The organism is Paenibacillus intestini, from assembly GCF_030803945.1.
GTDB lineage: Bacteria > Bacillota > Bacilli > Paenibacillales > Paenibacillaceae > Paenibacillus > Paenibacillus polysaccharolyticus.
Window position 1 is genome coordinate 319,798 of record NZ_JAURUN010000005.1, and the last position, 24,528, is coordinate 344,325.

Annotated in this window: 18 protein-coding genes; all 18 read right to left on the reverse strand. The window is 46.6% G+C overall.

The window, feature by feature from the left end:
* Positions 1-239: 239 nt before the first annotated feature.
* The 18 genes from J2T16_RS16460 to J2T16_RS16545 all read right to left on the reverse strand — a co-directional run bounded on the left by J2T16_RS16460 (position 240) and on the right by J2T16_RS16545 (position 24,517).
* On the reverse strand, positions 240-1,520 hold the full coding sequence (locus tag J2T16_RS16460; protein ID WP_154960430.1) for a two-component system activity regulator YycH: 1,281 nt from the start codon (positions 1,518-1,520) through the stop codon (positions 240-242).
* Entirely contained in the window at positions 1,504-3,354 is a 1,851-nt protein-coding gene (walK, locus tag J2T16_RS16465; protein ID WP_499018792.1) for a cell wall metabolism sensor histidine kinase WalK, read from the reverse strand. The genes J2T16_RS16460 and walK overlap by 17 nt, the downstream gene beginning before the upstream one ends.
* Positions 3,354-4,076, reverse strand: a complete 723-nt coding sequence (gene yycF, locus J2T16_RS16470; RefSeq protein WP_154889677.1) for a response regulator YycF — start codon at positions 4,074-4,076, stop codon at positions 3,354-3,356. Before yycF ends, walK begins: the two co-directional genes overlap by 1 nt.
* Positions 4,077-4,367: 291 nt before the next feature.
* Complete coding sequence (locus J2T16_RS16475; RefSeq protein ID WP_154960427.1) at positions 4,368-5,900, reverse strand: peptidoglycan DD-metalloendopeptidase family protein; 1,533 nt, start codon at positions 5,898-5,900, stop codon at positions 4,368-4,370.
* A gap of 468 nt (positions 5,901-6,368) precedes the next feature.
* Positions 6,369-7,127: a class I SAM-dependent methyltransferase gene (locus J2T16_RS16480; RefSeq protein WP_499018811.1), complete on the reverse strand. Its 759-nt coding sequence runs from the start codon at positions 7,125-7,127 to the stop codon at positions 6,369-6,371.
* 389 nt (positions 7,128-7,516) lie between these two features.
* Positions 7,517-8,203, reverse strand: coding sequence for a hypothetical protein (locus J2T16_RS16485; RefSeq protein WP_499018793.1), 687 nt, complete (start codon positions 8,201-8,203; stop codon positions 7,517-7,519).
* A 161-nt stretch (positions 8,204-8,364) separates the two neighbouring features.
* On the reverse strand, positions 8,365-9,651 hold the full coding sequence (locus J2T16_RS16490; RefSeq protein ID WP_499018795.1) for an adenylosuccinate synthase: 1,287 nt from the start codon (positions 9,649-9,651) through the stop codon (positions 8,365-8,367).
* Between the two features lie 444 nt (positions 9,652-10,095).
* A complete protein-coding gene (dnaB, locus tag J2T16_RS16495) occupies positions 10,096-11,457 on the reverse strand; it encodes a replicative DNA helicase (RefSeq protein ID WP_090923572.1) in 1,362 nt (453 codons plus the stop codon).
* 1 nt (position 11,458) lies between these two features.
* The gene (rplI, locus tag J2T16_RS16500; protein WP_090923573.1) at positions 11,459-11,902 is read right to left on the reverse strand and encodes a 50S ribosomal protein L9; all 444 of its coding nucleotides are present in this window, start codon (positions 11,900-11,902) and stop codon (positions 11,459-11,461) included.
* Positions 11,899-13,896, reverse strand: coding sequence for a DHH family phosphoesterase (locus J2T16_RS16505; protein WP_090923574.1), 1,998 nt, complete (start codon positions 13,894-13,896; stop codon positions 11,899-11,901). The genes rplI and J2T16_RS16505 overlap by 4 nt, the downstream gene beginning before the upstream one ends.
* Before the next feature lie 11 nt (positions 13,897-13,907).
* Positions 13,908-14,819 (reverse strand): DUF2232 domain-containing protein, encoded by a 912-nt coding sequence (locus J2T16_RS16510; RefSeq protein ID WP_090923625.1) that lies wholly within the window; start codon positions 14,817-14,819, stop codon positions 13,908-13,910.
* Positions 14,820-14,824: 5 nt separating this feature from the next.
* Positions 14,825-15,127: a MazG-like family protein gene (locus J2T16_RS16515; protein ID WP_090923575.1), complete on the reverse strand. Its 303-nt coding sequence runs from the start codon at positions 15,125-15,127 to the stop codon at positions 14,825-14,827.
* 204 nt (positions 15,128-15,331) lie between these two features.
* Entirely contained in the window at positions 15,332-15,757 is a 426-nt protein-coding gene (locus J2T16_RS16520) for a CBS domain-containing protein (protein ID WP_090923576.1), read from the reverse strand.
* Between the two features lie 194 nt (positions 15,758-15,951).
* Positions 15,952-16,986: an LCP family protein gene (locus J2T16_RS16525; protein WP_090923577.1), complete on the reverse strand. Its 1,035-nt coding sequence runs from the start codon at positions 16,984-16,986 to the stop codon at positions 15,952-15,954.
* 253 nt (positions 16,987-17,239) lie between these two features.
* Positions 17,240-18,850, reverse strand: coding sequence for an MFS transporter (locus tag J2T16_RS16530; protein ID WP_441005018.1), 1,611 nt, complete (start codon positions 18,848-18,850; stop codon positions 17,240-17,242).
* 246 nt (positions 18,851-19,096) lie between these two features.
* Positions 19,097-21,523, reverse strand: a complete 2,427-nt coding sequence (locus J2T16_RS16535; RefSeq protein WP_499018796.1) for a S9 family peptidase — start codon at positions 21,521-21,523, stop codon at positions 19,097-19,099.
* Positions 21,524-21,637: 114 nt separating this feature from the next.
* On the reverse strand, positions 21,638-22,534 hold the full coding sequence (locus J2T16_RS16540) for a D-alanyl-D-alanine carboxypeptidase family protein (protein WP_154960421.1): 897 nt from the start codon (positions 22,532-22,534) through the stop codon (positions 21,638-21,640).
* 156 nt (positions 22,535-22,690) lie between these two features.
* The gene (locus J2T16_RS16545) at positions 22,691-24,517 is read right to left on the reverse strand and encodes an oligopeptide ABC transporter substrate-binding protein (RefSeq protein ID WP_221787668.1); all 1,827 of its coding nucleotides are present in this window, start codon (positions 24,515-24,517) and stop codon (positions 22,691-22,693) included.
* Positions 24,518-24,528 lie beyond the last annotated feature (11 nt).

Consider the following 24,528-nt stretch of genomic DNA (forward strand, 5'->3'; position numbering starts at 1 on the left):
TTTAATTCTAACGATCAGGAGAAGCCTTATTTCGCGTAAATTCAGACTTTTCAGCCATAATTAGCTCATTTCCACCGAAATAGCGTCTGTGGTGATCGTTAGGTTTTCAAAACGTCGCAAGTCTAGCATATAACGTCTCTGGTGATCGTTAGAATTCCAGCCGCGCATAAATGCTTTCGATTTAGTCCCAGCTTCTAATTTTCCTGTTTATAGAAGGATAACATCCTTCTTGTGTTCTGCTAAGACACCGTCGTTTCCTCACCGTTGCCAAAGCGGATCACCCAAACCGGGATCAGCCGCAACCCGTCCTCCATCGCAGATGGACGATATGCCGGGTATACATCCACGACTTTGCGGTTTTCACCCGCTACTTTGCGGATCAGATTTTTCAGTTTATCCCCGCCGGGCAACTTGATGGACTTCTTCGTCTCCGCACCTTCGTTCAAATATTCCAAAGATCGTTCATAACTAGATACCGTCTCCTGCTGCATTTCCATGTTGATCGTGCCGAAACGGAATTGCATCGAATCCAAGATTGGGTAACTGCCGTAATACTGCTGGAACTGCAACTTCGTTTTGTTGTCAGCTGATTTGAGCATCATGCGTGAGCGCCCTTTCCAGCCACCATGCTGATTGACAAAGTCAACCGCAAACAGTGCGTCCTTGGACGCATCACTCTGTCCAGCTGGCGGTGCCGCCGGGTCTGTATAGCTGATCCAGCGTTGCTCCTGCTTCACTTGCAGACTACGTTTGCTATCGGTATAAATCTCTGATCCATCTTTTTCCCGAATATTCCGGGTCATGCTTGGATCAGTGAACAGACTGCGCTGCATCTGCTCTACCGTGAACTGCCCTGTCGGCACATCTGCCTCAATCGTATCCAGTGCCTGCGTCGGAATATAATATCCGCCTTCCATTAGCGTGTACGGTGTCCAGCTCGTCCCAAAATCGACATGTTGCTGCACATCCTGCACCGTCAAATCCGCCTGTGTGGCCTCATAGACCACATCTCCCTTGGCACTGAAAAAAAGCGCATGAGCCTTTGTCTCATCTGGAGTTGTATATATAGCGATACGGTTGATTGTCTCTCCTTGAAAAAGAGAATCTGTTCCTAAGCGCATCACTCGCTGTAACAAGGCCACTGGCATGCCTTCCTTAAACGACAACTCAAAGCCGGGACTCTCCTTACGAATCTGATCCCAATTCACCGACTGCACATTGCGACGCTGGAAATCCTCGAACGTCCGGCCTTTCAGCCTGGAATAGATCAATTGATAGAACGTGTTGCCAGGGTAAAACACCGTATGTTTATCCTGACCCAGATGAATAATCATCTGATTCGGGAAAATTAACTCCTCAATATTACGCTCTTGACCCATATTTTCGGTCTTCACGTAGTTTGTCTCCGAGGTCACCACAGAGTCACCGCCCCCAGGAAGACGATAGATCAGGAAATAACTCTGGATCAGACTGGCTGCAACCAGTGAAGCGAGCACCAGAGATTTAATCCGTTCCTTCAAGGTGCTCACCTCCCTTATCACGCATTGGCAATGTGAACGTTACCGTTGTGCCAACGTCTACCTCAGACTCAAGAGAGATGCTTCCATCGTGAGCTTTTACAATTTCCCGGGCAATGGACAATCCAAGCCCTGTGCCCCCCATGCTGCGAGAGCGTGCTTTGTCAACGCGGTAAAAACGCTCAAATATCCGATCCAGATCACGCTGCGGAATACCCATACCTGTGTCAGATACGGAGATAGCTAACGTATGCTCATCGCTGCGCCGGGCAGCGATCGTAATGGTGCCACCCTCCAGCGTATATTTCAATGCGTTGGACACTACATTGTCCAGAACCTGATCAATCTGATCCCGATCGAGTGGAACTGCTGGAATATCATTTTCCACAGACAAGACAGACTGAATGTCCTTCTGGTGCATCTGGAAGGAGAATCGATCCGTGACTTCCTCCAGCATCTCCAAAATATCGATAGGTTGCTTGCGTAGCAACGCTTCCTTGGAATCCAGTCTGGACAGGTGCAATAGGTCCGTCACCAAACGGATCATGCGCTCGGTCTCATTCTGAATTACACCGACAAAACGTCCCGCCAGCTGCGGGTCTTCCAATGCCCCATCATCCAGCGCTTCGGCGTAACTTTTAATCGTGGTGAGCGGTGTACGCAGCTCATGCGATACATTCGCTACAAACTCACGCCGGGAGTTTTCCAGTTCTTCCTGCTCCGTTACATCCTGAAGTACCGCAATTGTGCCGGTGATCCCCAGCTCACGCCGGTGTACAGGAGTGAACGTCATGCGAATCACGACCGGCTCTTCCTGACCTGCCGGAGCAATCTGGAGCAATGTTGAGCCGGTGAAACCACTTGCCAGTGCTTCCGCGTCCTCCGGATCAATACCCAGCAGGACAGCAAAGTGCCTGCCTTCAATTTCCGATGGGCGCATGCCGAGAATGTTGCTGGCACGGCGGTTGACGAGAATGACTTTGCCATGCTCATCCGTCGCAACAACACCATCACTCATATTGGTCAGGATCGAGGTCAGCTTCTCTTTCTCCTCTTCGTTCTGGGAAAGAGCATCTCGCAGCCTGCTGGTCATATAGTTAAATGCCTGGCTAAGCTGACCAATCTCATCTGTGCCAAATACCGGTGTCTGCTGATCAAAGTTCCCTTCTGCAACCGCGGTTGCCCGCCTTGTCACTTCCTTAATCGGCTGGGTGATCGTATGTGACAGAATGACACCGAGCACCGCCGTTAATACCAAGGCAATCAGAATACCGGATATGAAAATCTTGTTAATGCCTTCCATCGTCGCGTACAGCTCGTTCATCGAAGCGGCGATGTAGACTGCACCAATAATTTTGCCGCCGGTTAAAACCGGCTTGGCCACGACTTTTTTGCGGACATTATCCTCGTCTACGATATATTCCTCATTATCCCGAATGCCTTGCAATGCACGGCTGACAACGGTCTGGGTATTTTTTCGCCCAATATAATCGGAATGTGAACTTAGCGAAGTCGTAAGCACCTTGCCGCTGGCATCCAGCACCTGAATCTCGGCACCGTTGATGTTGAACAGATTGTTTACCAGGACACGCAGGTTCTCCGTTTTGTCCTCTCCACCCTCCGCTTCTCCACCAGCCATCGTCTGACCGACTAACACCGACAGCATCTCTGCCCGTGCCTGCAAATCTTCTGTAAAGTTGCTAGTGAGCGAGTTCTTCATCGCACTTACAAAATAAACCCCGATCAATTGCATCGCAATTAGAATCAGCAGCACATATATAATAATTAATTTCGCCTGAATCGTTCGAAAGAACGAAAATTGCGAGAATCGGCCCATTATATCCCCACGCTTTTGGCACTGCGCACGAGATAACCAAGCCCCCGGCGAGTCAGAATCGTTTCCGGCTTGCTCGGATTTTCTTCAATCTTCTCCCGTAGCCTGCGAATCGTCACATCCACTGTACGCACATCTCCAAAATACTCGTATCCCCATACGGCTTGCAACAGATGCTCTCGTGTCATGACTTTGCCCGAATGCTTGGCCATATAATAGAGTAGCTCGTATTCCCGATGCGTCAGATCAAGCGGTTCTCCGCCCTTGTACGCCGTATACATGTCCATATCAAAAGCCAGATCAAACAGCCGCAGGATCTGCTTCCCTTCTTCCTCTGGCGCTTCTACAATCGCTGTAGGTTTCTGTTGTCTGCGCATCTGAGCCTTGACCCGTGCGAGCAACTCCCGTGTGCTAAAAGGTTTGGTTACATAATCATCTGCGCCTAGTTCCAGACCGAGTACTTTATCGATCTCTCCGTCTTTGGCTGTCAGCATAATAATCGGGACCTCCAGATGAGCACGCACCTCGCGGCACACATCCATCCCGTCCTTGCCCGGAAGCATCAGATCCAGAAGCATCAGATCCGGTTTCTCGGATAACGCCAGTTCGACCGCACGAATACCATCAAACGCACAGATGACCTCGTATCCCTCTTTTTCCAAATTAAACTTCAGAATATCTGCGATGGGCTGCTCGTCGTCCACCACCAAAATCTTTCCCTGCATCGGCTGAATTCACCCCTATATCCTGCTTAATCCGCCACTGGCGCTGTCTCTCTAATCTATTGTATTGCTTATAGTCCATATCATGTTGTGTGTTGAATATAGTCAACGACTTATACTCTCTAGTTTAACATACCTGAGGCACCGTCACATCCCGATCCCCCTCTTGGAAGCCGTTTCCTGTAGAAATATTTCACACCAAAAAAACAAGGCCAGCTTTACAGCGGACCTTGTTCTTATCTCAGCATCGTGAAGCGATGCCTTGTGTACTATACTCAATATCGTGATATATCCTTAATTCAGATAAGTCATCGGATTTTCTGCTGTACCATTTTTCAAAATCTCAAAATGCAGATGTGTTCCTGTGGAACGTCCGGTATTGCCCATCACGCCGATACTGTCGCCCTTTTCCACCACTTGGCCAACATCAACACTGATGCTATTCAAGTGACCGTAAAGTGTTTCATATCCGTTGCGATGGTTAATAATGATGACATTCCCATAACCGCTCTTTTGGCCTGCAAAAGTAACTACACCTTCATCTGCAGATTTCACATCGCGATTACCGACCAGATCGACACCTTTGTGCTGACGCCCCCAACGTTGACCGAAGCTGCTGCTCATCGTCGCATTGGATACAGGCCATGCAAACTGTCCTGTGCCTTCGCCAACCACTTTAGTTCCGCTCAGCACTACCTCAGTCACCGCAGTTTTGAGAACTTCCTGACCCAGCCATTCTTCGCGAACGACTTCGCCGTTTTCTTTGGTGATGCGATACTGCATATTTTTTAGCCCGCTTTGGCCTGGACGAACCACTTTCGTCGTACCTGCCTTCAGCTCAGCACTTTTGCGCACCTCAACCTGTGGTTTCACTTCAATCTGTTCTACCACTTGCTCCACCGATTTAACCGTGATTGCCGGCTTTGGTACGGTCAGAGTCAACTCCTGTCCAATCTGGAGGGATGTCTCCTTGATACCCGGGTTATGTTTGCGAATCTCGCTTTGTGTAATCTCATATTTGGCTGCGATCGAAGAGATCGTATCCCCTTCTCGCACTACATAGGTTACAGGCGCGTCTTTACCAACGGTTAAAGCTTTAACCGCCTCGGACTCATCCCATATTTTATTCGGGTCCGCCTTCACCGTATCCGTTGTCACTTCTTCTTTGATGTCTACGGATTTTAACGTTGTACTTGGCCCGTTATCTTTTTTAGAAGAATTCGCCGATACCGACTTGGTTTTCAGTGAGCTTCGCACAGCCGATGCCGGTATGTATTTGCTCTGTACTTGTTGCAGGATCTTGTCTGCCGTTTCCTGATCCTTCACAATGCCGACGACTTCACCGTTCACTTTAAGCTCCACGCCTTTGGCATAAGCCGTTAACATGTTGCCCAGTTTGTCCAGCGTTTGCTCGCTGTTCACTTCGGGTTTATATGCCCTTACCGTTTCCGTTGTAATTCCGTCTGTGTTCAGCACCATCTCTGCATCCGGATACTTCTCCCGGTATTCTTCGGTTTTTTTCGCAAACAACTGCTGCAGTTGTGCCTCGTTGGCAATGGTTCCAACTTCAGTGCCTTTGACTATAACCTTATAATAAGGAACCGTATTGGAAGCCACATATTGCTTAACTCCGAATCCAACCGATGCTGCAATCAGAATGCCACAAGTTGCGGTAATGATCCATTTGCGCGATGACAAAATTCTTTTCTTATTTGAACTGAAGTTGGACATGCTCATGCTGTTTTTGTCTTCGGCCGTCCGGTGTTCTCCGGATTGTTCGTGTACCCGGTGTTGATCCGGTTGGCGTTTGCCTCTGAAACCTTTCATGATTCTCTCCTTTTCAGCACTTCTTAATCCGCATTTGAATCGGACTTCACTCATGGTGAGTCTTATGCAAGTAAGTTCATTGTTATGATTATTTAAAAAAGCAGGACTTTAGCTGTGCTCTTAAAAGTGTCAAAATTTTAACCTTTTATTACACCCGTATACTTTAACACAGGTTTTACAGTCATTTCAACTCTTATCCTCACAAGAAAAATCCGCGTCCTATCTGGTTTCCCTGATATATCCATTGGTTAGAGCGTTTGTTCCATCACCCATTATGCCTCAACTCCAGTTATACTATGTACTTTTTATCTCAATCTAAGACTAGGTTCTAAGACCTACTGAATTGCATTCAATTTTTCATGTAAATACAAAAGAATCCCCCATCAGAATACCTCTGATGAAGGATTAAAATCGACTTGTCCTATTCTTAGTCTGGCAGGCTCATCACGCTTAAAGCAAGATTCATTTTCACTTATTCTTGGCTGCACCTATAATAAACCGCTTTTGTTGCACTTCCCAGAATCCATGCCGCTCCATTTCCAGATGGATCTCCCATAATGGTTCACGGAATCGTTCTACTGTAAAATCTGGTACTTGCCACGGGATGGTGTTTAGATAATAAACCAGAGCCCCGATATCATAGAAACGCTGTACAGGCGCAGCTTCACGCTGATTCCAGATGTGAAAACCGTTTCTCACCATCTGATCTACGGCGAAATCGAGCTCCCATCCAGCATAATCAGATGGCATTGGGATGCCTAATCGATCATTGATCTCACGGCAATCCGACCAACCTACCTGCTGAGTCAGAAACACTCCACCTTCTGAAAGCAAGCGCCAGACTTCCCGTGGATTATACGATTCATGCCGATTGAGAATTAGATCAAATTCCCCATCTGCAAAAGGAAGCTGAGAATCATCCGTTACAGGATACACATTTACGCCTAACGGGCTAAGACGATCCTTCGCAATCGCTATATTTGGGGCGTATCCTTCCGTTGCACAAGTGTATGGCGGTAACGGATGCAGACTCGACAGCAGCTCACCACCGCCTGTGCCCATATCCAGCATTCGCTTCGCATCCTTCATACAACTCCGTGCCATCTCGTCGTAAGACCAGCACAACACACCACTCTGCATCCGCCCACTATCCGTAATATATCCAAAATCCCAACCATGGAAGGGCTGTTCTGCTTCCTTTAATCCTTGCTCAAATCGTTCCTTCATTGCAGCAAGTTGTTCAGCCGGCATCATTGATGATGTATTTATCGTATTTTTAGAACCTGCATTATTCGATGTCTTCATAGTTATTAGGCCTCCAATAGTCCATTTCATGCTTTTCTCCGGTATCGGTACAACGTACCTTTGGTACAAAGGCATGAACGGAGGGCCACGACTCCTTGGCCTGAGAGCCGGTGTTAAGGAGAGGTTCTGTTGTTATATATCGTGTTCTTTACGGTTCATTCTCATATACTCTTCCTCCTGGGTACGTTCTCTACTATTTCATGCAATTATATGGGGAAAGAATCATGGATTTCAACATGAATGTAACATTTCCCCAGTTTAACTGGTTATTAGTTGGAGGATACGGGGCTAAGAAGGTACCGCGACCCTTTTTATTCCGCTTGCAGTACTTGCATCAAATCATCGTATTCTTCACTCGTAAGATACTTCGATATCACCTGTTCAATCTCTCGCAGTTCCTGCTCGGTCAGTCCACCCTCCATCGCTCCTGAGATCTGTTGCATTTCCTTTTGGGGTAACTTGTTCATCAGCAGAGTGAAAATACGTTCTTTTTCCTCCGCCGGCAGTTTGTTTTTGGCGCCTGTAATATCATCCGGTGTAACAACGATTGCATCATTGCCCTTTGCATGGTTACTGTTCGCTTCTTGACCACTCGACGTGTCACGTCCAGCCGCTGTTCCGTTGCCATCTACTGTTCCATTTCCAGAATCCCCGCTTGCTCCTGCTCCACCCGTTTCATCGTTGCTGGAGGTTCCGGAGTTCGTCGTTCCGTTGCCCATCACCGAAATTGAATTCTCCGGAGCCTTTTCCTCTTTCGTTCCCGCTCGCTGATCCGTAGACGGATCCTCTGACTTTTCTCCCTCACTAGACTGCTTGTCTCCCAAGGCCCCTTGGAACATGCCCATCAGACCCATGGGCTGACCTTCCCACTGTATATTAAAACTGGCTAGCAATGACTTGGCATACGATTGCACGATTAAACCTGTCGTAAGCAACGTCAGTGAACTGACCAGCAACACGATAAGCACCATTTTGACAAACCACATCAGCAACTTCATCTCTGTTTCTCTCCCTCCATATACATTTCATTCGTTCAACGTATATCCTGTTAGCCAGTATTGACGGAAATCTCGGGATTATATCCGAAACAGACACAAAAAACCTCCAGTCGCCGCTGAGTAGCAACAACTGGAGGTAGATCTATCATTCATATATCATGTTATACGTAGATTGGCAGAACCTGATTTGTCTGCTCACGGTTACGACCTACAGAGAAGATCGCGATCGGAATACCTGTTAGTTCAGATACACGCTTCACGTAGTTCTGTGTGTTCACCGGCAGATCTTCCAGCTTCTTCGCTCCTGTAATGTCCTCACTCCAACCTGGCATTTCTTCGTATACGGCTTCACATTCAGCCAGCATTTTGAGGCTCGCCGGGTAGTGAGTGATTACTTCACCACGGAATTTGTAACCTGTGCAGATTTTTACGGTATCCAGACCTGTCATAACGTCCAATGAGTTCAAGGACAGCCCTGTAATGCCGCTTACACGACGAGCGTGACGAACAACCACACTGTCAAACCAGCCCACACGGCGCGGACGCCCGGTTACGGTTCCGTACTCATGACCTGTCTCACGGATCTGGTCGCCAATCTCATCATGCAATTCGGTAGGGAATGGGCCGTCACCTACACGAGTTGTGTATGCTTTCGCTACGCCAATAACTTGCTGAATGCGTGCTGGACCAACACCCGAACCGATACATACGCCGCCTGCAGACGGATTGGAAGAAGTCACATATGGATACGTACCTTGGTCAAGGTCCAGCATCACGCCTTGTGCGCCTTCAAACAGTACTTTTTTATTCTCATCAATGGAATCATTCAGCACAACCGATGTATCCTTCACATAAGGACGAAGAATTTCTGCATAGCCGAGGTAATCCTTCAGAATCTCTTCTACATCAACCGGAGTACCGTTGTATACTTGCTCGATAACACGATTTTTTTCTTTTACCAAATGACGCAGCTTCAATTCAAAATCTTCTGCATCCAGCAGATCCACCATGCGGATACCGATCCGGGCAGATTTGTCCATGTAACAAGGGCCGATGCCTTTGCCGGTTGTACCGATTTTGTTCGGTCCTTTGCTCTCTTCCTCCAGTGCATCCAGAACCATATGATAAGGCAGGATGATATGCGCACGCTCACTGATGGACAGGTTTTTCGTTGTAAATCCGTTGTCATGAATATAATTAATTTCTTCGATAAGTGCCTTCGGGTTGATAACCATACCGTTACCAATCACACAAGCTTTGTCTGTGTAAAAGATACCCGATGGAATCATCGTCAATTTATATTTTTTGTTGTCGATCAGGATCGTATGGCCAGCATTGTTACCTCCTTGGTAACGAGCCACCACATCAGCGCTCTCCGCCAAATAATCCGTAATTTTACCTTTTCCTTCGTCTCCCCATTGCGTTCCCACTACAACTACCGTTGACATAGTTAACATACCTCCGTGGGTGCCTTGCGCACCTTTGTATTGGTCTGTCCGTCCTCTATCCCGGCAGGCATGTTACGCAATAAACCGACTGAGAAGCGTGCTAACGGACAGTAAAAATGTCCTTCCGTTACATTCAAGGGAAGGTTTGCGCTGCTTTAACGCAGCAATATTAGTGTACCAGTCCCCTTTTTCAAAGTCAAATGAAATGGCGAACAATTATATATGCCACTTGCTTAATGTTCGGAATTATGACCGAATTTCACAGTAAAAAACCGGTGATTCCAGTCTTGTTGCCTTGACTGCATTCTCACCGGTACTTTTACATTTGCAATGGATTGACGCTATATATGGTATACATCCTGATATACAACCGAGCTATTCACCTATTACAGGTTGTACCGGATAGCCTGTGCACCCCTGCTTAGAGTAATCGCAGTCTATCCGCTACATCGCGAAGGCATCATTATGTGCCCTCTCGTAATTGACGAATTTATTAAAGTTTTTCAAGAAGACTAATTCTACGGTTCCTACCGGACCATTACGCTGTTTAGCAATAATGATCTCGATAATATTTTTCTTCTCGGTTTCCTGGTTGTAGTAGTCATCCCGGTACAGGAAGGCTACGATATCAGCATCTTGCTCGATCGAACCGGATTCCCGCAAGTCACTCATCATCGGACGTTTATCCTGCCGTTGCTCTACACCCCGGCTAAGCTGAGACAAGGCGATAACCGGAACTTCCAGTTCCCGGCCAATCTGTTTCAGCGTACGTGAAATCTCGGATACCTCTTGTTGACGGTTCTCCCCGGCTTTACCACGTCCACTAATCAATTGAAGGTAGTCGATCAGAATCATACCGAGACCCTTCTCTTTTTTCAGACGACGGCATTTCGCACGAATATCAGCTACCGTAATCCCTGGCGTATCGTCGATGTAGATGTTGGCTTCGTTGAGAGCAGCAATCCCCATGGTCAGCTTCTGCCAGTCTTCATCGCCTTTGAATTCCCCTGTACGAAGAACTCCCGCATCCAGATTGGCCTCGGCGCAGATCATCCGTTGTACGAGCTGTGCCGCGGACATCTCCAGACTGAAGATGGCTACCGTTTCTTGTGCCCTGATGCCTACGTTCTGAGCGATATTCAAAGCAAAGGCGGTCTTACCTACAGATGGACGCGCCGCTACAATAATCAAGTCACTACGCTGGAATCCAGCGGTCATCTTGTCCAAATCGATGAAGCCGGAAGGAATGCCGGTTGTCGTTCCCCGGTTCTGATGCAAGGTTTCGACCTTGTCGAACACTTCCATGAGAACATCCTGGATGGCGATAAAACCACTACTGGAGCGTCTGTTGGAAATCTCCAAGATGCGGCGCTCCGCTTCCCCGAGCATACCTGCAACATCTTCTCCACCTGTGTAGCCTTCACTTACAATCTGCGTAGCTGTGCGAATCAGACGACGAAGCATCGATTTCTCTTCGATAATCTGCGCATAATAATCCACGTTGGCCGCTGTTGGCACACCGTGAGCAAGCTTGGCAAGGTAGCTAACGCCACCGATGTCCTCCAGCTCACCTTTATCCTTCAGACGCGAAGTCAGCGTAACAAGGTCAATCGGTTGATTTTCCTCACCTAGCTGGATCATCGCTTCATATATCAATTGATGGGGCTTATCGTAGAAATCCTCGGTTTGCACCCGTTCCATCGCTGTAATCAGAGCTTCGCCCTGCAACAGAATTGCACCCAGCACAGCCTGTTCGGCCTCTAGGTTCTGCGGGGGGACCCGGTCGAATAACATTTCGCCGCCCATCTTACTCCTCCGTTACCTGTACCTTCAAGGTTGCCTTCACTTCAGGGTGAACCTTGACGATCACTTGCGTTACACCGAGCGTACGGATCGGATCATCCAGCTCAATTTTGCGCTTATCTATTTTCAGGCCCTTTTTGGACAAAGCTTCCGCGATCTGTTTGCTCGTAATGGCACCGAACAGACGGCCGCCCTCACCCGCTTTTGCCTTGAGTTCCGTTACTTCTGCCTCCAGCTTTTTCGCAAGTGCTTCAGCTTCCGCTTTCTCTTCCTGCTTAAGTCTTTCTTCCGCTGCCTTCTGATTGTCCAGAGTCTTCATGTTACCCTCCGTTGCTGGACGAACAATTCCCCGTGGCAACAGGAAATTCTGTGCATAACCCTCAGATACTTCCTTCACTTGCCCCTTCTTGCCTTGACCCTTCATATCTTTTATAAAAATGACTTTCATTCGAATAACCCCTCTTCCTTTTCGATTTCAGCCAGGACGTTCATTAGCCGTTTCTCCGCTTCTCCCAGCGTTCCTTCAAGCTGCACCGCAGCGTTGGTTAAGTGACCGCCGCCACCTAATCGTTCCATAACGACCTGAACATTCATGCGACCCAGTGATCTTGCACTGATGCCAATTAATCCATCTGTTCGCTCACTGATGACAAATGAAGCGACCACGTCGGTCATGTTCAGCAATGTGTCCGCCACCTGGGCGATCATCATCTGTGAGATCTTGTTGCCAGGGCCAGTGACCGCCAGCGCGATGTTCCCATATACCATTTTAGCATGCTTTATGATTTCTGCCTTAGCAATATATTCTGACAGATCCTCTTTCATCAGCTTCTGGACCATAATGGTATCTGCGCCACTGCGACGAAGGAAGCCCGCTGCTTCAAACGTTCTAGAGCCGGTATGCAGTGCAAAATGCTTCGTATCCAGCGTGATGCCGGCAAGTAGGGCCGTTGCTTCAAGTGGAGTAAACTGTACCTTTTCGTGAATATATTGCAGAAGCTCCGTAACAAGCTCAGCGGCAGACGAAGCGTACGGTTCCAGATAGATCAGTACTGCATCATTAATAAATTCCTCACCCCGGCGATGATGATCCACTACCACCACACGCGTTGCAGATTGCACCAGTTTAGGTTCCATCGTCATTGAAGCCTTGTGGGTATCCACAACAACCAGCAGTGTGTGCTCTGTCATCAGCTGCGTCGCTTGCTCCGGTGATATCAAAGCTTTGGACAACTTCTCGTCCTTGTTGACCTGTTCCATCAGCCGTTCAATAGAAGGATTCATACCGTCAAGCACAATACGAGCCTCAACGTTGTACAGACTCGCTGCCTTCCATACTCCAATGGATGCACCGATGGCATCCATATCCGGCATTTTATGACCCATAACGATTACACGGTCACTTTCCTGCATCAAGTCCCGCAAGGCGTGAGCAATAACCCGCGCTCTGACGCGTGTGCGCTTCTCCACTGCATTGGACTTACCACCGTAAAACGATAAACGCTGACCCGACTTCACAGCCGCTTGATCCCCGCCTCGTCCAAGTGCCATATCCAGACTGGATTGTGCCAGTTCTCCCATCTCGCTGATGCTGTCTGAACCCGATGCAAGGCCAACGCTTAGCGTCATCGGTACTTTCAGATCGGCTGTCATCTCCCTAACTTCATCCAGAATAACAAACCGGCTCTGTTCAAGCTCCTGCAGAGACTTATGATTCAGCATCATCAAGTAACGATCCGACGAAAGACGACGGAGATACACGCCATATTGCTTTGCCCAGGCTGTAATCTCACTGGCAACTCGTGCGATCAGCGCTGTACGTTGTTGGTCATCCATGCCTTGAGCAGCCTCATCCAGATTGTCCAGAACAAGAATGCCCAGCGCAATACGTTCGTTCTCATATTTATCCCGCAATATAGCTAACTCGGTGATCTCGTACACATATACGTACCGCTCCTGCGGGTTGTGAATTACACCGTAATAGCGATCATCCAGTTGGAATTCATCATGGAATTCCTTGGGGGAAGGTTCTTTCGATCCATCCTTATCCTTCTTCTCCTTCGGCTGGGGAAGATGTGGGAACAAGTTAAGCAGTGAGCTGCCGACAACCGTCTTCTCATGGAACATATCTGCAACGAAGCGGTTGTGCCACTCTATCGTACGATCCTCGCTATACAGCACAATTCCGAAGGGAAGCATGCTAACCGCCTCACCCTCCATACGTTTAATACGAATGGTAAGGCCATTAATATAGTCATTAAGCTCGCGGCGGAATGCGAGTTCCGCCTTGATCATGACGATTCCCAGCGCCGAAGCCAGTATCAGACTAATCAAACCAAGCGTCCAGTTATAGATAGTAACTAACATCACTAGTAGCAACAGCAGTATGAACGCCCATACGGTATAATAGCCGTGCCAGCGTTTCTTTAGAAATTTAGGCATGACTCATCACCCTATCGTTTTGATTTCGATATTGCCTCACGGATCGGGAACGCCAGATCAATAATTCCGACAATGCGAAGTGGACCAATGAAAAACACTGCCGCTCCCAATAAAAATGGGATAATCGGATTCCATTTTCTTGTATATGAGAGGAAAAAGAAGAAACCGATGGCTTGAATCATGAAACCAAGATTAATTAATGGTGACAAGTTCATCGCAATCATCTTCCAATATGATCCGTCGTTTTGTCTGGATACTACCTCAATAATCAACGCGAGGAAGTAATACCAGATCAATGCACGTGGCATACGCCATTCTCTTGCAGGTGGAAGTTTGGATACGTTCAAGCCCATAACACTCAGAATCGGACGAGCAATGATATGTGTAATGAATGCCATGACCATCGACGTAACGACCAGGGCAAAAGGAATCATTAACTGTGTTTGTTTCGCGATATCTTCAGTCATTTCAGGTGTCCAAACGAAACCATTGATCATCTGATTCGAAGAATTCGTGAGTGGCTCAATCGTTAATTGCACCACATCTCTGATATAACTGGACAGATCAAATTGGAAAATGAGACTGCCCACCAACAGTAACAACAAATATTCCGCCAGCATCGTTCCGGCACCTGTCATTAGAGCAAACAAGGCCGATTTTTGTTTCTTATACGCGTGACCCATAGCGATGGCTGGCAAAATCAAGATCACCATGAACAACAGATAAATCGGATGGACCATCACCAAAATAATAGCAACCGGCACTAGATGCAAAATAAAGGATTTTACAGATAGTGAGGCATACAAAATAACTCCCGGAATCATCATAAAAAATATAGAGAGCACCGATAAAGGAGTTAGTAGCGAAAGCAGCAAAAGTAAAAGCACTGCACTCCAGACAGCTGATTTAAAGCTAAATTTCAACAAATTCACCTCTTACGCATATGATCTTCTAGCGCGGAAATATCCTGGTACCAGTCTTCCAGCTGGTGACCTTCCTGTTTATGCTTTTTTAATTTCTCTACAAGCAGAGCATCGAGATCCTTAAATGGAATACCGAGCCGACGGCCCAATATGTAACTGCTCATCATTAAACTGGCAAGACTATCTCCGATTCGAATCGTGCTGCCTTCCCACAATGCTTTGAATAATCGGGATACTTGATCAAGTACTTCGGTTTTCAGCCATTCAATCACTTTAGCACGCTTGGCTACATCCAGTTCTTTAGGCATTTGGCGAAAGTCACTCTCCCCCGAAAAAGCTTTATTCTCGATTATAGCATAAAAAAGGGGCCTGCAAAATTACCCCCAAAAGCGGAGAAATTCTCCGAAACTCCATGACAGGTGCGATGCCGAGCCCCGTTTGTCTTATCATATATATTCGTAATAATCGCTTTGATTATCCCTGCAAGCCCGCCATTTCTGAAAAGTAATCAACTATTTAGCTTTCATGGACTCCTTGGCCACAATTCCTTCACAGTATTCAATGATCTGACTGCGTCTCACAATGCCGATAAAACGTTCCATATCATCCACGACCGGGACAAAGTTCTGCACCTTGGCTAGATTAATTAAATCCTCCATATTGGCATCAATGGATACCGGCTTGATATCAAGTCTCAACGGAACGTCCTTGAGAAGAAATTTTGAAGCGTTTTCAAATGATATCTTCCCCTCGGCATTTTTCATATACCACAACAGATCGCCTTCCGTAACCGTACCAATATATTTGCCTTCCTTATTCAAAATAGGCACTGCTGTAAACCGATGATATTCCATCCGTTCCAGCGTTTGCCGCAGTGTAGAGTCTGACGTGACACATGTAACCTCTTGTTTGGGTAGCAAAAAAAACGCGATGTTCATACCCTCATATATCCTCCTTGTCTATTTCTCGTTCAACTAGATCGCTCAACTTATATTATACGTTATAGAACGAAGGATGTTCCAAAAGGATGAAGTTCTTACACGATGAAAAGCCTCACACAAAGAAAAAAACAGCAGCCCGCTTAAACGTACTGCTGATTGTTGTGTAAGACAAACCATCTGTATGGAGTTAACTATTCAATCTTCTGCCGGTCAGGAATCATGACTTCACCGGCTGGGGTCGATTGATCCATCCAGTTTTTAATCAGCTCTTTAGCATATTGAACATCTTTCTCATCGGCACGCCCATAATAAATGCCGTTTTTACGCATACCTTCGCTCAAAATCGTAAAGCTGGAAACCTGTGGTTTTTCCTGTGTCAGAACTTGTTTCGCCAGATCAATGATAAAGTTCGGCTGCATGTCGGTCTGAAAATTATCCCCCATGATCTGGAATAACTCAGGGATCTTCGCGATCTGATTCAGATTTAACATTTTGTCTGCAAAAGCATTCAGGAAAATTTGCTGCCGATTCGTACGGTTAAAGTCACTGTCTTCCCGATATCTCACGTAATAGAGTGCTTCCTGTCCGTCATAGATCGGTTTGCCGCCTTTTACCGTGAACTTTTCATGGTTTGGATCTTTGTTCACGATATCCTTATCAATTGGCAGTGATATGCCTCCGAGGGCGTCAACCACCTTTTTGATCCCCTGAAAGTTAATCGTTGCGTAATAACCTACGTCTGCATCAAGAAACTTTTCCACCGTATTGATGGACATATTCTCCCCGCCGAAGGCGTAAGCATGCGCGATTTTGTCATAATCATCCGTCCCGTCCTTGTCCGCATCTCTTCCTACGATCTGCACATACGTGTCACGCGGAATAGATACCAGAAGCACCCGAGATTCCTTCGGACGTACCACAGCATAGATGACTGCATCCGAACGTCCGCGTGACTTCTCGTAGTCTCGTTTATCGGAGCCCAGGAGCAACACAGAAAATGGTTCTTTACGATATACCGTTGGATCAGGCGTTTTATTACCTTCCTGCGGCACGTAAGATTGCGTTAGCTGCGCTTCTACTGTATCCGCCAGAAACAGGTCAAAAGCGGCCACAGCGAGCTGCTGACGGAAAACATAACCGCCAATGATCAGAACGACTAGGGAGATAAGTGTTATATAGAGGCCTTTGCGACTTTTTTTCTTCTTTTCTTTAGTTCTGCTTTTCATCCGTCGATTCCTTCTTCACTCTCGAAATTGAAATTCATTACTACCCATTAAACGTGAGCAACGTCTGATGACACGCCGTTCTCCAAACTTTTATTTCTCTTTGGGCCGGAGTACCGCTTATGCTCGTTCTATTGTAATCATTCCTGCATCATGAAAAGTTACAATCGGGTTAAATTGAAAAGAACAGCGCCCCCTTTTTCGGTTACAAAAGGTTCACTGTTCCTCCGTATCTTTTCATTTTACTCTCTACATATTATGTGGATCCCAACGATCCCTCCGGTTGCTGCTTCTGTTTCTCTTTTTGACGAAGACGTCCCGTTACTAGAGCCACGATCAAGGTTAACACGCTAAAAATAACTGCTGACCAGAAAAGTCCATTGTACCCCTGACCTGTCGTTTGATGTACAGCCTGAAGCAACGTCTCCCGTATATTGGCATCTGGAATCTTGGACAACCCCGCCATGAGACTGGAGACATCATTTCCTGATGTTCCACCAGAAGCATATTGCTCCAGCGCGGCTGGTGGTACTTCAATTCCTCGATCCGCCAGACCTGACTGGATGTTCGAGCCCAGGTTAGAAAAAGAACGTGCCAGGAATCCGGCGAAGATCGTCGGTGCAATCGCCATCGCCATTTGACGGAACAAAGAGCTGGTTGCTACTGCAATACCTCTATTGTTCTCACCTGCCTGTTCGGTTACAAGAACGTTGACTGGCGCACCCAGCATCATGCCAAAACCAATACCGACAAGGGTACTCGCAATAACAAACTGCCAGATATGCTCTACCCACAACGGGAATAATAGGAAGCCAATCGCAGAGAGCAAGCCAGCTACCGACAATGTCCAGATTGGTCCTTTCCGGTCAACGAGGTATCCTCCTCCTCCTGCTCCAATCCCTGAAGCCAGTGCGAGCGGTGTAAACCAGTAGCCTGAAGCTGTGCTGGATACGCCTAGATATTGCTCTACAAAACCCGGAATAAAGATAACAGAGGCCAAAATGGCTCCTGAGAAAAAGGCAATGAGCAACGTCCAGCGGAAGGACGCTATGCCAAGCAGTTTTGTGGAAACGACCGGTTCACGGTCGGACCCCTCCAACCTTTTTTCCATAAAATAAAAGATCACCAGCACAGCTACACCCACTAGAAAGAAGCTATAAAACATTGGCGAAGCCAAGCTTTGAAGCATGTTCACACCGTCGAGATTACTGAAGCTGTACATCAGACTCAGTACGCCTATTGTTAAGACCGCTATGCCGCTCCAATCGACAGCTGCCCGGCTGAGCTCCTGTTCTTCCTGGATATAACGGATTCCGGCAATGAACAGCAGGATTGCAATCGGTACGTTGATGAGAAACAACCAGTGCCAGTTGCCTGTAATATCAAGGATCAATGCTCCGATGTTAGGGCCAAGAATAGCTGCAATGCCGTTCATGCCTCCCAGTAGCCCCAGAGCTGTACCCTGCCGCTGAGCAGGAAACTTGCTAAGCACATAAGAACTTGCGATGATAAATATCCCGCCTCCACCAAGCGCCTGAATGACCCGGGCGATCAAGAAAAAGGTAAACGAAGTGCTTAACGCAACAAGGAGCGATCCGATTCCGAATAAAGCAACCTCAATGAGAAACAGTTTTTTACGTCCAAATCGATCTGACAGCTTACCCGCAATGGGTACACTGATTGCAAGCCCAAGCGTGTATAGCGTAATCGTCCAAGCACCCCATGTTGGCGAAACACCAAACGAGGCATTTAATGTGGTCAGCGACGATGTAATTATTCCGTTATCCAGCGCGGCCATAAATACACCCACGGCAAAGAGAATCAATGGCCATTTCATTTCTTTTTGCATCCCGGATTCCTCCTTCATCTGATTCTGTACACTCTCGTACAACTCTTAATACCATCTATATAAACCTGAATGAATAAGAATGACTCACTGGTCATTTTAAAATAAAGCGAGTCTATATGTCAATTGATGAATATCGATTAGACCCAATTTATGTAACACTTGCATTCCATTTCAATGATGTATTCTTCAGTCTCACGATTTTAAAAAAAGAGGTTGTTCTCTGATCCTTATCGGAATGAGAGAACAACCTTAGCTCTTATTTTTTTACTGCATCAGATGACGGTTTAGGAATTTCTCTATCGCACGATAGAGATCCAGTTGATTCTCTACATTGGCGAAGCCGTGCCCTTCATTCATTTTCAACATATATGGCACGTCTACTCCACGTTTACGCAGTGCTTCGACAATCTGATCGGACTCAGCCTGTTTGACACGCGGATCATTGGCACCCTGAACAACAAATAGTGGTGCTTTCATCTGATCAACATGGAAGAGCGGTGAGATTGCGGTAAGCAACTCTTTATCCTTCACAGGATCACCTACACGTTCATAAAATAGATTGCGCCCTGATTCCCAATATGGCGGTAGCGAGTTAAGCAGTGTAAAGATGTTGGATGGGCCTACATAGCTAACACCAGCAGCGTATACGTCCGGGGTGAAGGCCAGGCCAGCGAGAGCCGCATAACCCCCATATGATCCACCATAAATTGCGACTCGCTTCGGATCAACTGTACCTTCTTTTACCAGCCAGTTCACACCGTCGGTGAGATCATCCTGCATGGCTTTACCCCACTGCTTATTGCCTGCCTCTAGAAACTTCTTACCATAACCTGTTGATCCACGGAAGTTCACTTGCAGGACTGCATATCCGCGGCTTGCCAAGAACTGGACATCCGGAATATATCCCCATGAATCCCGGGCCCAAGGTCCACCATGCGGAAGAACAACCAAAGGAAGATTCGATGCCGTCGCACCTTGTGGCAGTGTCAGATATCCATGAAGGTCCAGGCCATCCCGAGACTTGAACGTAATTGGTTTCATATCTGCCATTTTGGTCTCATCAATCCATGGAGCCGTATCCGCCAGCTTATCGAGCTTGCCTGTTTTGGAATTATAGAAATAATATGTGCCCATCGATTTGTCACTGTATGATATAAAGAGTGCCTGCCCATCATCACTTGTGCTTATAATACCAACCTCTTTGCCAGGCACCTTGGCTTTGATATCCTGCATGAGTGTCTTGAACTCGTTGTCAAAATACTCATAATTGACCTTGTCTGTCTCATAGACTGCTGCAAGGATCTTGCCTTTTTCTTTGGAAGGAATAACATTGCTGACATCCACATCTTTGTTTTCAAAAAGAGTTCTGGTTACCTTCTTTGTTGACAGGCTATATTCCACGACAGCCATCTTGTCTTGCTCCAGATTGGATACTGCGTACAGGTTTTTGTTGTCGCTTGTGAACATGACAGGAACAAACGTATCTCCCAGATCTGTTGTGAGCAGTGGCTGGAACGGCTGATTCTCCGCATCACGATACAATAAGGAAGATACATTGCCATCACTGGATATGGCTACACGAATTTTTCCTTCATGGTCTGTCATCCAGCCTGTAATGTTACCCGGATTCTCGGCAGCAATAACTGCCTCCCCTGTCTTGATATTGATACGGTATACGTCAAAAACTCTCGCATCACGCTTGTTCATGCTTACCAAAATTTCATCTGGAATATTCTCCAAAGGATCGACAAGCATCGCTCTTGTATTTGGATAAGGCGTCAGATCTTTGCTATTTTTTCCATCGATATCTGTAATATACAGGTGGTAGTTCTCATCTCCAGCCGCATCCTTTGCATACAACAGCTTGTCATTCGTTGCCCATGCAAAACTAGCAATACTGCGATCTGTTTCACTTGTAATACGTACAGGCTTATCTTGACCATTTGCCGTAACCACGATGTTCATCCGATTGTTCCACGGCTCCATGTAAGCCAGATGTTTGCCATCAGGGGACATTTGAAAACCTGCCTGAGCAGGCTGTTTGAAGAAGTCCTCAAGCGGTGTGACCCCTGCTTTCTTCACATCAAGCCCTAGGGCAAGGTACAGTGCACTAGCAAATTCCCCATGCGTTACTGCTTGTTTTGCATGAAATGCATTACCTTCGATAATGAAATGTTGTTTAACTCGGACAGCATCATTCGCATGTACAGCCGGGATTTGGTCAGCATCACTGTAGATCACCTGTATCCCGTTATCCTTCAATTCGAAAGCTCGTGTGAACAACGAAGCCATCTGGGCACGTGTGAGCGGAGCATCTGGCGCATACCCTTTGGTATTACCTTGAATGAGATCACCTTGTTTCAGCGCATAAATGGCTGGTGCTGCTGCATGATCGGACAGAACGTCTGCAAAACCTGTAAGGGTTGCCGGAGCATCCAGTTCAAGCACACGCTGCAGAATAATCGCAGCTTCAGCACGTGTAATAGGTGTTGCCGTTTCTTTCATTCCATCTGTGGTGCCATCTATGTATCCCAGTTGTTGCAGTGTCTGTGTTGCCTTGGAAACGATAGATTCCGAGACAGCCGCCGTAGGTTTGACTGCTTCGGCCGCCTGTACGGCAGGCTGAATCAAGGCAATCGACATGGCCATGGACAGCGTGAGTGCATACACTTTTTTGCTAATCGAGTTCAAATGTTTTCCCCCTTATAAGTGAATTACAGGATAATGTGGAACTATACGTATCCTATTTTACTATGATTATCCATTTCGGAACAGCGGCAACTCTCCTTGACACGGGTGGTATGTTTAGTTTACTTTTGTGTTCGAAAATCCGTAATTCAACAGCTTGCGCGTCTCAACGAACCGCCCTTCCCTCGTATCTGATCCAAATACAACCGATATTAGCCGTTTGCCATCTCGCTCAGCCGTCCCAACGAAATGATACCCCGTATCCTTGTCATATCCAGTCTTTAATCCATCATTACCTTCATAAGCATATGGACCCCCGATTGAAGATAACATCCAGTTTGTATTGCTCATATAGATCCCCTTTTGGTGCAACGAGACTTGCATTTGATTGGAAACTTTAAGAATCTCGGGGTGATGGTTAAGCAAATATTGGGCAAGCTTGCAGGCATCCATCGCAGTCATTAACGTTTGACCCTGGATATTATGTGGACGATAAGGACCAAGCATAGTCTCGCTTAGACCTGTAGAGTTGGTGAAGTGAGTATCCCCTGACAGACCAATCTCAGCAGCCTTTTGATTCATCCGCTGTACAAATTGATGTTCTGAACCGCTGATATGTTCCGCCAAAGCAACGGTAGCATCATTGGCAGAATATACTGCCACCACTTGGAATAACTCCTGAACAGTGAATCGATCCCCCTGTTTGAGTGCAAGCTGATTCCCGCCAACAGAGCTGGCGTAACGACTAACATTAACAGGATCATCCCAACGAATATCTCCTCTCATTGCAGCCTCCATTACAAGTAGCTCGGTCATTAGCTTGCTGATACCTGCAGGAGCAATCTCTTCGGAGCCATTGTAATCCATCAGCACCTGTTCCGAATTCATATCCATCAAAACAGCCGACTCGGCTTTAATGCCTGGCTTACCAACCAGCATGTCCGGTTTTACTCCCAAATATATAATAACTAGTAAAGTGAATAACATTCCTGCGCGTTTCCACCATATTTTCATCGATTCATCACCTCTTACCTATATAGACGTAGCAAAGAGGCATTTTGTCTGCACTTTTTTGAGAAAAAATTAAATTTTTTTTATTTTTTGGTTACAAAAAAAACATGGACTCCATACACCCCATGCCAGAGTGTTGGAATCCATGTTTATTAATAATTACTGAGCAACAACCGCTTTATCTGCATTTACAGCCAGATCGCTCAAGTATACGCCAGTTCCATCACCAATCGCATAGTTCATTACACGTTTGTTAACTGGTGATACCACAGCACGGTACAACGTTGGGAATACTGGAACTTCATCTACCATGTATTGTTGCCATTCATTGTAGATCTCTTTACGTTTCTCTACGTCGAATGCTTCAGCAGAGATACCACGTGCCAGCAATTTGTCGTTCTCTTCACTGGAGAAACGAGGGAAGTTATAGAGTGCATCGCGTCCATACAGACCTGATGGATCAACGTCGATACCAACACCCCAAGCCGCTTGGTACACATCGACATTAGGATCATCTTTACCTGTGTTACCTACACGGTCGTAGAAGTTGTTAAACTCGATCATTTCCAAGTTTACTTTCAGACCGATTGCTGCCCAAGATTGAACATAGTAACGTGCAAGTGGCTCAGCTGTGTCGCCACCTGTCATAGAAATAAAATTGATTTCAAGTGGTGAACCATCTGGCTTCGTACGGAATTCTCCGTCCATTTTATAGCCAGCTTCGTCAAGCAATTTCTTTGCAGCTTCCGGATCATATTTCACACCTGGATTGTTGGAATCATGGAATTCAGGGTGAGAAGGTGGAATCAGTGTTGTTGCATTCCAGCGAAGACCGTTGTAGAAACGTTTACCTACTTGGTCATTATCTACAGCCATCCACATCGCTTTACGCAGGTTTTTATCACCCATTTTTGCGTCAGGATTGGATTTAACTTTATTGTTCTCAGCATCCCATGTTCCCAGTTTGAATCCGATGTACGTATACGCACGGTCGATTGCACCCAGGAATTCAACGTTGGAGAGGTTCGCATTGTCTTTATACTGGTCTGTCGGGAAGGAGTCTACCAGATCTACACCGCCAGATTTCAGCTCTTGAACAACCGTTGTCGGGTTGATTACTTTCAATGTTACTTTGTCCAGTTTTGGAGTTCCGCGCCAGTAGTCATCGTTTTTAACAAACGTTACAGACTCACCTGGTGTGATCGTTTCTACTTTAAACGGACCAAAACCGATTGGCTTCTCACGTACTTCTTTGGAAGAAGACATTTTCGCAATATCCATGTTACCAAAAATATGTTTCGCTAATGGATATGTCCACACGCCGCCTGTCAACAGGGATGGCGTTGCTTCTTTATACGTAATGCTGATTTTTTTGTCACTCAGCACTTTAATACCAGAGATTGTTTTTGCTTTTCCAGCATGATACTCATCCATACCTACAACACTTGTGAAATTGGAATCATAACGCGGGCCGTCATAACCTTTGCCACCGATGACTTCATAAGCAAACTGCAAATCTTCAGCCGTTACCGGCTTGCCATCATGCCAGTTTACATTGTCACGAATCGTGAGCGTAAACGTTTTGCCGTCTTCGGAAGTTTCGTATGTTGCTGCACCATCATTGGTGTAAACATAGTCTTTATCCCAAGTCAGCAAACCTTCGTCAAACCATTGCAAAACTTGCGCATCCGGATTACCGGAATAGAAGTTATAGTTCAATGTACCTTCAAAAGCAGTATCGGATACGAGACCAAAGGTAAGTGACCCACCTGCAATGGCTGTACCTTCATTCTTTTTGACATTACTGAAATCCTCAATAGAGTAAACCCCTTCTTCTTTCGCAGGTTTCTCCTCTGTTTTTCCTTCTTCTGTTTTTGCTCCTGGTGCAGGAGTTGCTGCTTCTTTCTCGGAGCACGCCGCAAGCGCCAATACAAAGACCAGCATCATCGTGAAAAATAGTCCTCGTGAAAATAATCCCTTTTTCATGAACCTTTCCT